General features: G+C 51.7%; 9 protein-coding genes. 1 reads left to right on the plus strand and 8 read right to left on the minus strand.

All coding sequences use genetic code 11. The features are described 5' to 3' along the window. Positions 1–174: 174 nt before the first annotated feature. From ygjK to ebgR, 6 genes are all read right to left on the minus strand, one after another. Positions 175–2,526, minus strand: coding sequence for an alpha-glucosidase (ygjK, locus tag C7B16_RS07815; RefSeq protein WP_107179546.1), 2,352 nt, complete (start codon positions 2,524–2,526; stop codon positions 175–177). 16 nt (positions 2,527–2,542) lie between these two features. Further along, a complete protein-coding gene (gene ygjJ / locus C7B16_RS07820; protein WP_107179547.1) occupies positions 2,543–3,613 on the minus strand; it encodes a protein YgjJ in 1,071 nt (356 codons plus the stop codon). Positions 3,614–3,753: 140 nt separating this feature from the next. Further along, complete coding sequence (locus C7B16_RS07825) at positions 3,754–5,187, minus strand: amino acid permease (protein ID WP_001285444.1); 1,434 nt, start codon at positions 5,185–5,187, stop codon at positions 3,754–3,756. Between the two features lie 62 nt (positions 5,188–5,249). Then, positions 5,250–5,699 (minus strand): beta-galactosidase subunit beta, encoded by a 450-nt coding sequence (locus C7B16_RS07830; RefSeq protein ID WP_107179548.1) that lies wholly within the window; start codon positions 5,697–5,699, stop codon positions 5,250–5,252. Continuing rightward, the gene (gene ebgA / locus C7B16_RS07835) at positions 5,696–8,788 is read right to left on the minus strand and encodes a beta-galactosidase subunit alpha (RefSeq protein WP_107179549.1); all 3,093 of its coding nucleotides are present in this window, start codon (positions 8,786–8,788) and stop codon (positions 5,696–5,698) included. The genes C7B16_RS07830 and ebgA overlap by 4 nt, the downstream gene beginning before the upstream one ends. 183 nt (positions 8,789–8,971) lie before the next feature. Next, positions 8,972–9,955 (minus strand): transcriptional regulator EbgR, encoded by a 984-nt coding sequence (ebgR, locus tag C7B16_RS07840; RefSeq protein ID WP_000212448.1) that lies wholly within the window; start codon positions 9,953–9,955, stop codon positions 8,972–8,974. Between the two features lie 218 nt (positions 9,956–10,173). Here ebgR and C7B16_RS07850 point away from each other — a divergent pair, with 218 nt between their 5' ends. Continuing rightward, positions 10,174–10,506: a tRNA-binding protein gene (locus tag C7B16_RS07850; protein WP_000450593.1), complete on the plus strand. Its 333-nt coding sequence runs from the start codon at positions 10,174–10,176 to the stop codon at positions 10,504–10,506. 43 nt (positions 10,507–10,549) lie between these two features. Here the strand turns inward: C7B16_RS07850 and ygjG are convergent, their stop codons facing one another. Together ygjG and C7B16_RS24995 are read right to left on the minus strand one after the other, a co-directional pair. Then, on the minus strand, positions 10,550–11,878 hold the full coding sequence (gene ygjG / locus C7B16_RS07855) for a putrescine aminotransferase (protein WP_258182532.1): 1,329 nt from the start codon (positions 11,876–11,878) through the stop codon (positions 10,550–10,552). Then, the coding region (locus tag C7B16_RS24995) for a hypothetical protein (protein ID WP_219906382.1) at positions 11,865–12,046 on the minus strand (182 nt) is incomplete at its 5' end. The genes ygjG and C7B16_RS24995, both read right to left, overlap by 14 nt.

The following is a 12,046-nucleotide window of genomic DNA, read 5'->3' on the forward strand; positions in this document are numbered from 1 at the left end:
ATTTAGCCGTCGCCGGAGAAAAGGGAAAAGGGGAATGCGGGGTTTGTGATGGGATTCAAAAAGAATACGCCCGATGGTAATGCCGGATGCGACGCTTGCCGCGTCTTATCCGGCCTACGGGCGTACATGTAGGGCGGATAAGGCGTTCACGCCGCATCCGCCAGCCGTTGTAAATTACTGCTTACGGAAAAAATCGTTATACAACATATACAAATGCGCTGCGCTCCAGGAGAAATTTGGGGCACCTTGCTGTGCGCCGGTCAGCGGGTTGTAATTCTCCTGAATCGGACCGTCGGCGGTTAAGCCTTTGGCGTGCTGGAAAAAAGTATCCGCAAGTTTCAGGGCATCATCGCGATAACCGTAACGCTCCATACCTTTCAGAGCAAACCAGAACTGATCCACCCATACGCGCCCGCGCCAGTAGATATCCGCGCCAAAGGCCGGATTGGTTAACGCTGCCGTTCCCAGTGGGACAAAGGTGTTGAACTCTTTGGTGTCCAGCATCACCTTCACCACCGCGTCGGCATTGGCCTGCGTTGCTGCACCATTAAACAGCGGCGACCAGCCTTCCGGCCCTTTACCGCGCTCGACAATCGGCTTGCCCGCGCAGCCGTTCGCTAACGGTTTATCTTCAATGCGTATGTCATAGTAGAACTGTGTGGCCGGGTCGAACATACAAGTATTGATGTAATCTGCGAGCTGTACTGCCAACTGGCGATAACGTTTGGCTTCTTCGGGTTTGCCGAGGATTTTCGCCATCTCGGCCAGATAATGATTATCGCTGTACATATAGCTGGCCTGATCCACCGATTCCTGTAACAACGAGTAGCCCAGCAACGTCCCGTCCTGACTGCGGTTTTCAGCGAATTTCACCGTCCAGTCACTACGTTTGCCGCCGTTAGCGACATATTTATCCAATTGTTCTTTGTCGATAAAACCAAAGACGGCTGCATCATCACGACCCGATTCCCACGACGCGGCAACCTGCGCCGGAATTTCCAGGCTGTCGTACTGGCCTTTCTCAACTACCCGGGCGTAATTGTTCAGCCCGGACTGCGTCTCTTCTTTGTCGCCTTTTTTCACTGTAAACAGCATCTCGCCATTCTCAGTATTGTGGGCTTTATCGCGGGTTGCGCCATATTCCGGTACGCCGTTGCCGTTATGATCGCGGTTACGTAACCACCAATCGTGATAGGCCACCAGTTTCGGGTACATCTCTGCCAACCAGCCTTTATCCTGGGTGACGTTGTACACTTCCATCACCGACCAGGCGGCAAGACTGGGTTTGGTATTACGTTCATTCCAGTTGCCGCCATCGCCGCCACGCTCGGGGCTAAGGTTCCACGCAATCAGGTCCGGCACAAATCCCACATCCTGCGGACGCACGGCGTCGCCAGGTTGGATCTGCCAGGAGAAGACCGCGCGGATATTCTCTTTGGCGATGTCCGGATTGAAATGCGCCATCGCAAACGCCTGCTTCCAGGTATCCCACGGCCAGGTCTGATTGCCGGAGAACCAACGCCCGGTTACCGACGGCGTGACGGTGTTATATTTCACCGCACCGCCCGGCGAACGCCAGTTGCCGTTGAGGGTTTCGATCGCTTTCACCGCGACGCGCGTCTGCTCCAGCGTCGCATCCGGATTGGTTAACCCTTTCTTCAGGTACTCTTCCCAGCGTCGCTGCGAGGCGGTGAGATAAAACGCCGGACGCGCCAGAATATCGCGGATTTGCATCTGTTCTTTGCTGACTTCCTGGGCGGTCAGCAGATGGGAATAGGTGGTATAGAGTGTCGTCGAACCGTTGATATGCGCCTTACTGGTAAAGCGATTACCGTTGATTTCAGTCTGCATCGGTAATGATTTATGCACCTGATATTCCGATTCGCCGGAGGTCAGCAGATCCCAGGTGGCGCGCACTTTGCCAAAGGTAACTTTCAGGCCATCACGGGTGGCGCTGATCTTGCGTTGATAATCAGGGTACTCGCCAGTAATGGTTTTATCAGAAAGCGGTTTCCCTTCTTTCGCTTCCAGTTTTTCCAGCAGCTCGCCGTCCCACACCAGATCCAGCGGTTTATCGCTGGTGATTTTGGTTTCCAGTAGTGACGTGCGCGGCGTGGCGAAGCGCAGAGTCATTTCTATCTGCACATCTTTTGCTGTCAGCTTTTGCACCAGCGCACCGGGAATACTGTATGCCTCCGGTGTGAAGTCGACTTTTTGGCCGTCCTGCCAGACAGTCAGGCGGTCGAAATTGGTGGCCATAAAGTTGATGTACTCTTCCGTTAGCAGTGCAACGCCCGGAAAGCCACCCATGGTGTTCGGGCCGTCAGGCAACAGGTGGCCATGCCAGGCACCGAGATCGAAAAATGGGTTAAAACGCTGGTGGTCGTCGTAATCGTAATCCTTCATGTACTGCGGCGCGCCGGTACGGTTAATCACGTTTTTATAATTGTCGGCGTTAGCGGCATGGGCGGAAAAGCTCATCAGCAGGGCGCAGACTACTGGCGTTAAAATGGTTTTGATTTTCATGAGATTACTGTCCTTATTACCAGTAAAAATATTGCATCAGGAAGAGTTGGTCGCTGGGATCGTGAGAGGCATTTTTCATGTAGAAGCGGCTGTCAAAAGCCGTTGCGAAACGTCCACCACCGTACTCGTACCAGATACCAAACTGCATGAAAGAGGTGGTTTCATCGTCTGCGTGGTCAGGGCGATGTCTGGCGTAGGTGTAAGCGGTGGAGAGATAAATGCCTTTTAACGCTTCATACATGGCGCTCACCATCATCCCGCTTTCACTTCCCGGTACGTCCAGCCCGTCGGCGCGTCCGGTATGGTGCCAGGCGCGTGCGGCGAAGTTAGGGGTAAGCAGGCCAGTGAGATAAAGCTGTCCTGTGCCGTCGGTAATTTCCAGACCGTTCATCCAGGTGATGCCTTCGGCAAGGTCATACTGGATGTAACCGTTCATCATTGCCGGATAGGTGTATTTATCGTCGTAGCGATCGTATTTGCCAAAATGCAGCCAGGCTTTGCTTTCGTCATGATGTCCGGCAGGTGTGGCGGTGACGCTATAACGAAAATTACCGGTTAGGTTTTGTACCTTCAGCGCGGTCATAATGTCACGGGTATTGGGAATGACGTAGCCCAGATCGGGCGTGAAATCGCCCCACCATTGCAGGTCATCCAGTGAGGAATCCTGACGCAGACTCAGCATGATTTCGGTGCCATCATTGGTACGATAACCGCCATAGAAACGGTTAATCCCACCTTCAAAACCGCCCCAGCTATGGTCAGGCACCCATGCATTGCCGTCGTGGTCGGCCTGCACGGTCCAGCCTTCGTCGTAAATCAGGCCGAACCAGGAGCCATACTTCATCTCCAGGCCACCTTCAATATAGGTGCCGTCACTGTATTTATGTTTATTCTCACCCTCTAAATCCATATATCCACCAACCCCTAATTCGCCGTAAAAACGAAATGAAGGAGAAGACGTCGAAGTAATCGCGGGTGTTTTTGTGTCGTCATGTTCTGCCGGACGTGCTTCATCAGCGGCCGCAAAAAACGCGTAGCAAAACGGCAGAGCAACTAATGCTCTGCAAGGCGTACTATTAAATTTCATAATGTTAATCCATGAGCTAAAGAAAAAGTACAGCCTTTTATCGACATAATTAATAATGTTAAAAATACTCAGGCAGAAACTATTTTCCCTCTCCCCATCCAGGAAGAGGGAAAATGCCTGCTCATTTTTTATTAGTCTGCTTAATCCACGTTGTTGGCTGGCGTCGCTTCAATATGGCGTTCTTCAGCCGTTAATCCTTTTATATATTTGCTGTATTTCCACCACGCAAAGCCGAGGAAAATAACAATACCGCCGACGTTATAAAAAATGATGGTCAGAATATTTGCACCGGTCGGGAAGGTCGAGGCGACAAATCCTACGGCAAATATCGCAATCAGCATTGAAACAACGATAATACCGGTGCGACGGGAACCCATACGGAAATCACGTGGCAGGTGATCTAATTTGGCGCGTAAATTCAGATAGGCCAGCATGATGAATAACGGCGGAAGCATGGACGCTGCCGCGGTCATATTAATAATAGTATTCATTAGATCCTGCACGGTATTGGAGCCGAGCATCGGGATAATCATCAGTGGGATCACGATCAGGAACTGGATCCACGCCGCGCGCGCCGGAACGCCGTTTTCGTTCAGTTCGACGGTTTTCTTACCAAAGATCCCTTCCGGGATTTCGGAAAAGAAAATTTTCACCGGCGTTGCGGTCCACATCAGCAGGGAACCAAACATCGCGGTAAAGGACACAAGGCCAACAAAGCGGTTCATTAATGCTTCCGGCAGACCAAAGTATGCGGCCATGCCGTGGAATACCTGCACCGATCCGCCAGTAAATTTCAACTCTTTGCTGCTGACGAAGACGTTAATCAGCACCGAGGAGACGGAGTACAGTACACCGATAAAAATCCCGGCGAGGATGATCACTTTAACGAACGATTTCGATCCGCCTTTAACGTCGTTAACGTACACAGCAACGGACTCTGCGCCGCCTGCGGCCATAAAGATCCAGGTGGTAACGCCGAGGAACGCCCAGTTAAAGTTCGGGATCATCGCGTCAACGGTGATGGGGTCTGCAGGTTGTACGCCGCCAACCAGCGCCGTACCTGCCAGTAAAATGTAGGAGAGCGTTAACAGCAGCATCAGCGTTGAAGTAACGGAGGTGATTGGTCCCAGCATTTTCGCCCCGTTGGTGGAAACCCATGTGGAGAAGGCGAACAGCACCATGCTGATAATGGTGGTGGCAACTGGCGTCATAATATATTCGTAGCCGAGGAAGGCATACGAGGCGTAAGCAATAACGCGCGGCAATAATGAGGTGAAAAAGAACAGGTTCACGAACCAGTAGGTATAGGCAGTAATAAATGCCCAACGTCCGCCCAGCGAACTTTTTACCCATGCGTAGACACCAGCTTCCGAGTTTTTATTTAACGAAACAAATTCTGCGATGATCAGACAGAAGGGAATAAAATAAAAAATCGTCGCGAGGAAAAACATCGGTGCCGAGGCCAGTCCAAGCTCAATATTATTATTGATGACGTTATTAAAGCTATAAACGGCGGCAAAAGTCAGCGAGAGCAAGCCGAATTTGCCGATTGTATTACGTTTGGTATCAGACATAACACATCTCCGAAAATGAGTAGGGTAGCGGTGGCGGCAAACTCCTTTTGCCGCCGTAGTTGTTATTTGTTATGGAAATAACCATCTTCGATGGTGACTTTGAGAACGACTTTTTTGACTGCGTTATTACAGATAAACCGATACGCTTCATGGTTATCGCAAATAACGATTTGCCCTTCATGAACTTCAACGGTTTCTCCGCAACCCTTTAAATATTCACGGTCAGTTTCATCGCGATAATATTCCACGACCTGTAACATCTCTTTCGGCGCATATTCAATTTTTTGCTGCCCTTGCAGGTAGTAATGCACTTCAAAATAGCGGCGATGTCCGGTAAATAACGCATCAGTCGCGGAGTCGTTTTCCATTCGATAGGTCAATGAGTCACCGATGGAGTGGGCGACGCCAGGCTGAATATTGTCGATATTTTCAATCGCTTCAACGCAGCGTTGCCACTTCTTGCCAGAGGCGTAAATCTGGCGGAACTGTTCTAAGTTATCGATGATCCTCATTGCTTATTCTCGCTGTGCAAATTCGTGGAAAAGAACCCTGCGCCGAACTCATGCGACGCCAGGCTTTGCGCGGTGGCTTCTCCGCCAGAAACTGGCAGCAACGTAAAGCCGTAGCTGAAGTCACGGAACCAGACGCGCCAGGAGTCCAGCACCTCGCTACCCCAGGAGTTGGAGCCGAGGCCAAGCAACTGGTGGTCGAGGTTCAGAGTGATGTCATCGCTGCGCCGCAGCTCGTTGCAGTGCTGGGCTGCGTGGATGTTCTCCTGGGTATAGTGCCAGGCGCTGAAGTTAATCGGGCGCTGCGGAACCACCAGCAGACCGCTGCCGTGGCGGTTAGTCAGTGCCGCCCAGCGGACATGCTGGCGGTTGCCGTTGTTCTGCGGGAAGGGATAGTTCTCGAACATGGCATCGACGTTGCTGCGCCAGATATCGATGATGTTAGCCTGCTGGCTGTCGGCGTAGTTTTCGCCCGGTCCACGTCCGTAATACGCCACCTGATCGTATTCGCCGTTAATTCCCATGGTGAAACCGATGCACGGAATGATGTGCGGATAGTCGCCGTAACGTTCGCCGGAAAGTGCCACGTTAACCTGACCATCGGCAGCGATGCGCCAGATGTAGGTGCAGCGCATCCCGAAGTCAAACACCGGCGGGGCAATAACCGTGCGGCTGATGATCAACACCTCGCCATCACTTTGCTCAACGGCAAAGTCGCGCAGATGCTCCTGCATGATCTGCAAATGATTCGGTTGCCACAGTCCTTCGTACTCCTGCTTGTGGTTGTCGATCATTGGCTTGAAGAAGTTGATCTTTGGCTCGCGAGTCAGCAGTGATTCGCCATTCACCTGCCATGACGTCGGTTTGCCAGTCAATTTTGAGAAGGTGATTGCGAAGTTGTAGCCGCGAACGGTGCAGCTCAAACGTTCATCTTCCAGCGTCAGCGGATGGGCGTTATTCGGCGCGAAAGGCACAGGCTGCGCAGTGTTTTCCTTCAGCGGGAACTGATAAGTAGCGATAGGGTGCCCAGCGTCGCTGTAGCGAGTGCGGGAATCTTTGGTCACCGTAATGTTGAGAAACGCTTCGCGGGTGTCCAGTTGCGGCAGCGTGATGTGCAAGGGGGCTTCGCTGTTCGGCGCAACGTCGCGCAGCTTAATTTGCTGCGTCGCGAGCGTTTCACCTTCGGCGCGCACGTCTACGTGCAGGGTGTAGTCATCAAGCGTGGTAAACCACAGTTTATTTTCGACTTTCAGTTCGCCGCGATTCAGATCCAACGCGTGAATTTTTACCGGCGCGATAACCTGTTTGTACTCTTTCAGACCCGGCCCCGGTGTCTGATCGGAATAGATCAAACCATCAAGACAGAAGTTATAGTTGTTGGGATAGTCGCCGTAATCGCCGCCGAATTTATACCAGACGTTGCCGTTGTCATCCTGCGCCAGGATCCCGTGATCACACCACTCCCAGACATAATGCCCCTGAATGCAATCGTGCTTATAGAAGACGTTCTGGTATTCCGTCAGCCCGCCAGGTCCGTTACCCATCGCATGGGCGTATTCACAGATGATGCGCGGTTTTGGATGCGGGTATTCACCAAACTCATTCATCAGCGGCACGCGGGTGTACATGGTGGAAATAATATCGACCACTTCAGCATCGCGATCTTCTTCGTAGTGAACCAGACGCGTGTCATCCAGCGCCTTCGCTGCGTGGTACATCGCGCGGATGTTACAGCCATAGCCGGACTCGTTGCCCAGCGACCAGATGATGATCGACGGATGGTTTTTCTGCGCGTGAATATGACGAACGATGCGCTCGACGTAGACTTTTTCCCACTGCGGATCGTCGGTAATGCGGCTGATATCACCAACGTTAGCAAAGCCGTGCGATTCGACGTCGGTTTCCGCCATCACAAACAGGCCGTAGATATCACACAGTTCGTAAAAACGCGGATCATTCGGGTAGTGAGCAGTACGCACAGAGTTGATGTTGTGTTGTTTCATCAACTGGATATCTTTCTCAACGCGATCTATCCCAACGGCGCGGCCTTTGCGATGATCGTTGTCGTGGCGATTGACGCCGTGCAGCATCACATAACGGTTATTGATCCAGAACAGACCGTCGCGCACTTTGATATCACGGAAGCCAACGCGTTGCGGCACCACTTCCAGAACATTGCCGTTGGCATCTTTCAGCGTCATGACCAGATGGTAAAGATAAGGGGATTCTGCCGACCATTGCTGCGGCTGTTCGACAGTAAAAGCAAAACTGGCGCTGGTCAGTTTTTCAATTGCCAGGTGATTAATGGCGCTGCGGTGCACCACGCGTTCGCCGTCGAACAGGGTATATTCCAGCGTCGTTACGGCAGGGGAGGCAGCGAGATTTTCCAGCACCACTTCGCAGGAAAGTGTGGCGTCGCAATAGGCTTCGTCAAAGTCGGTACGCACGGTGAAATCGTTAATGTGCGTCAGTTGTTTACCGATCAGATAAACATCGCGGAAGATCCCCGCCGACCACCACATATCCTGGTCTTCCACGTAGGTGGAGTCAGCCCACTGCATCACGCGCACACACAACAGGTTGTCGCCGGTTTTAACCATCGTACTGATGTCAAACTCTGCGGTCAGGCGACTGCCCTTGCTGAAGCCAACATACTGACCGTTAACGTAGACTTCAAAATAGGTTTCGACGCCGTCAAATTTAATCAGCGTCTGTTTACCCTGCCAGCCGTCGCTGAGGGTGAAAATACGTTGATAGGCACCGGTTGGGTTATCGCTGGGAACAAACGGCACATCGATGGGGAATGGAAAACCTTCGTCGGTATATTGCAGTTTGCCGTGACCTTCCATTTGCCACATGGCGGGGACGGTGATGTGCCCCCAGTCAGCCATTAGCTCAGAGGTGAAGGCTTCTGGCACTTGCAACGGATGATCAAAAAAATGGAAATTCCACTGACCGCTTAAAGGCAGAAACAGGCTGCTGGTTTCGCGGGCAAAGGTACGTGCCTGCGCAACAGAATCATATGAAAAAAAGTACGCACGCGGCGTAAGTCGGTTTTCGTGGGTGAGCTGAATGTTTTCCCAGCGATTCATAGGGCCTCCCGGTAGAGAGAAATCGGAACCATTTATGGCGATGGTAGTTTGTGTAATTGATGGGGAGTTTAGTAAAATTTTTACTAAAAAATAGCAGGTAAATGCATTTACTTTAACTGGATCACGAAAATAAACGGCAGCACTGTCCGGCAAAAACGATTGCCAGACAGTGTGTGAGGGGATTTAGCGGGTTGTACCGCGCAGTTTTAATTTGCTGGGAACGAAGACTAGCAGCGGCAGCGCGCGACCATCGCGAGCCTTTTCATACACCAGATTAACGCCCTGGCTTCCCATCATCTCGGAATGGATTCGCACGGTTGAGAGCGGCGGAAAGGTAAATCGCGCGGTAGGAATGTCGTTAACGCTGATAAGCGAAATATCCTGCGGGATGTTCAGGCCACGTTCATGAATTGCCCGTAGTACGCCGATAGCAATGGAATCGGAAGCGACAAACAATGCCTTCGGGTAGTTTTCCCGCGCCAGCATTTGTTTTGCCAGTTCATAGCCTGACGAGCTGGAAAAACCGCCGCGCCAGATATCCTCTTCGCGCACAACGTGCTTGAGATGACCATACTCGACAAATGCCGCTTCGCGAATATCTGCTTTGCCTGGCTCGTCTTCGCCGCCAATAAAACCGATGCGATTTACACCCTGAGCAATATAGAAATCGATGATTTCTTTACTGATGCGTGCCAGATCGATATCTACCGCATCGTAATTGCTGCCTGGCTCGTGAAAGTCGATAAAACAGATATTATCGGTTAACGCACTGGCGGCGGCGCGTAGGGCAGGCGTGGGCTTGCCGACAATTAAAATGCCAGTGACGTTTTTAATGTCCGGCAAGCCGTTGTGCTCATAACAGTTGGTCAGTTCGATCGCCAGCTTTTCGCACTGGGTTTCAATGCCGTGACGGATCGCCAGATAGTAAGGGTCGTTGATCTCCAGCTCCTGCTGGTAGCTGTAGATGGCCAGAATATGGTGCTGGTTGACTGCGCCAGTCTGTAATTTACGGGCGCTGCTGGTCTTGTACTCCAGCTTTTCTGCGATCTCCAGAATGCGATGTTTCGTCTCTTCCTTTACATTCAATGTCGGATCGTCATTTAAGACCCTGGATACTGTCGCCAGGGATACGCCAGCTTCGATTGCGATGTCTTTTAGTGTTGCCATGTTTACCTTTTTTACTTTCCCTGATGTGCGCCTTCATTGTAGAGGAAGTGCTTATTGGGTCACCTGTTTTCAGTAAATAAAGCGCGTTTCTTTGACGCTGTAACGGTAACACAGTGGCTTATGAATGTGATCACGCCTGCATTCTCTATTTTTAGCCTACAGGATTCAGAAAAACTTTTGCTATAGTTTAGTAAAATTTTACTTGAAGGAGAGAAACAATGGAAACCGTGGCTTACGCTGATTTTGCGCGTCTGGAAATGCGTGTCGGGAAGATTGTGGAAGTTAAACGCCATGAAAACGCCGACAAGCTGTACATCGTACAGGTTGATGTCGGTGAAAGAACGCTGCAAACCGTGACCAGCCTGGTGCCGTACTACCGCGAAGAAGAGCTGATGGGTAAAACGGTGGTGGTACTGTGCAATCTGCAAAAAGCAAAAATGCGCGGTGAAACTTCGGAATGCATGCTGTTGTGTGCAGAAACTGATGACGGCAGTGAAAGCGTGTTATTAGCGCCGGAGCGGATGATGCCTGCGGGTGTGCGTATCGTATAAAAAATGGCGGATGGCGAATTTGCCTCGCTATCCGCCATCGGTATTACGCCTCTTCGACACTTACTCGCATGGCGGCCAGCGCCTTACGCGCCGCTTTGATCACCTGTTCACACTGTTCAATGCTCAGTGTCAGTGGCGGTTCAATGCGGATCGTTTTGGCATTGTTGAGCGTTCCGGCAACCAGCACGCGCTGGCGGAACATCTCGCTGGCAAAGTTGTAGCCGATTTCGTTATCAACAAACTCAATCGCCATCAACATTCCTTTGCCGCGCGCGTCCTGCACCAGATCGGGATATTCCCGTGCCAGTTGACGGAAACCGTCCAGCAACATATCGCCTTTTTGCTCAGCCTGGGCCGGTAAATTCTGTTCCAGCAACACGTTGATGGTTGCCAGCGCTGCCGCACAGGCCAGCGGGTTGCCGCCAAAAGTGGTGGTATGCAGAAACGGATTGTCGAACAGCACTGAGAATACCTCTTCGGTGGCGATGGTCGCGCCAATCGGCATCACGCCGCCGCCGAGGGCTTTCGCCAGGCACAGGATGTCCGGCTGAACGTTCTCATGTTCGCAGGCGAACATCTTGCCCGTGCGCCCCATGCCCGTTTGCACTTCATCGAGGATCATCAGTGCGCCGAACTCATCGCACAGCTTACGTACGGCGGTGAGATAACCCGGCGGCGGCAGAATTACACCACCTTCGCCCTGAATTGGCTCAAGGATCACTGCGGCAACATCATCACCGGTTTTTTTGCACTCGCTAAGGGTTGTGCGCATGGCTTCAATATTGCCAAACGGTACATGACGGAAACCCGGCAGCAGTGGTATAAACGGTTTGCGGAAGGTCGATTTCGCCGTGGCCGACAGTGCGCCAAGCGATTTGCCGTGGAACGCGCCGCTGGTAGCAATAAAAGTAAATTTGCCGCGCGGTGACTGATAAGCCTTCGCCAGTTTTAGCGCCGCTTCAACGGACTCGGTGCCGCTATTACAGAAGAAGCTGTATTTCAGTTTGCCGGGCGTCAGCGCGGCAAGGGTTTTCGCCAGCATCGCCCGTAACGGATCGAGCAACTCCTGGCTATGCAGTGGCTGTTTCGCAAGTTGATTCTGTACGGCGGAAACTACAACTGGATTACGGTGCCCCACGTTGAAAATTCCAAAACCTCCCAGGCAGTCAATAAACTCCTGTCCCTGGGTGTCGACAAGCGTATTTAAACCTCCCGCTTGCCACTCTACGGCTCCGTAATCCCCGCCAGCGGTAACAGATTTGCGATACTCTAAAAATCCCGGATTGACATGTTCTTTGAAGTATTCAATCACCTCCCGGTTAAGTGCTTTCATCTCCTCATGATCCAGCGTTCGCTTTTCAATGAGATTCAGGGCGTGGGCGCTGCACGCTAAAGCCGATGCGCTCGAAGGTAACTAGACTAGCCCCCAGAATCTCCAGACAACCAATATCACTTAAATAAGTGATAGTCTTAATACTAGTTTTTAGACTAGTCATTGGAGAACAGATGATTGATGTCTTAGGACCGGAGAAACGCAGAC

This window comes from Escherichia sp. 20412-1, from assembly GCF_003027595.1.
Classification (GTDB): Bacteria; Pseudomonadota; Gammaproteobacteria; order Enterobacterales; family Enterobacteriaceae; genus Escherichia; species Escherichia marmotae.

Coding starts and splice junctions, on each gene's coding strand:
- ygjK (WP_107179546.1), bottom strand. CDS start 2,526: ATGAAAATCAAAACCATTTTAACGCCAGTAGTCTGCGCCCTGCTGATG.
- ygjJ (WP_107179547.1), bottom strand. CDS start 3,613: ATGAAATTTAATAGTACGCCTTGCAGAGCATTAGTTGCTCTGCCGTTT.
- C7B16_RS07825 (WP_001285444.1), bottom strand. CDS start 5,187: ATGTCTGATACCAAACGTAATACAATCGGCAAATTCGGCTTGCTCTCG.
- C7B16_RS07830 (WP_107179548.1), bottom strand. CDS start 5,699: ATGAGGATCATCGATAACTTAGAACAGTTCCGCCAGATTTACGCCTCT.
- ebgA (WP_107179549.1), bottom strand. CDS start 8,788: ATGAATCGCTGGGAAAACATTCAGCTCACCCACGAAAACCGACTTACG.
- ebgR (WP_000212448.1), bottom strand. CDS start 9,955: ATGGCAACACTAAAAGACATCGCAATCGAAGCTGGCGTATCCCTGGCG.
- C7B16_RS07850 (WP_000450593.1), top strand. CDS start 10,174: ATGGAAACCGTGGCTTACGCTGATTTTGCGCGTCTGGAAATGCGTGTC.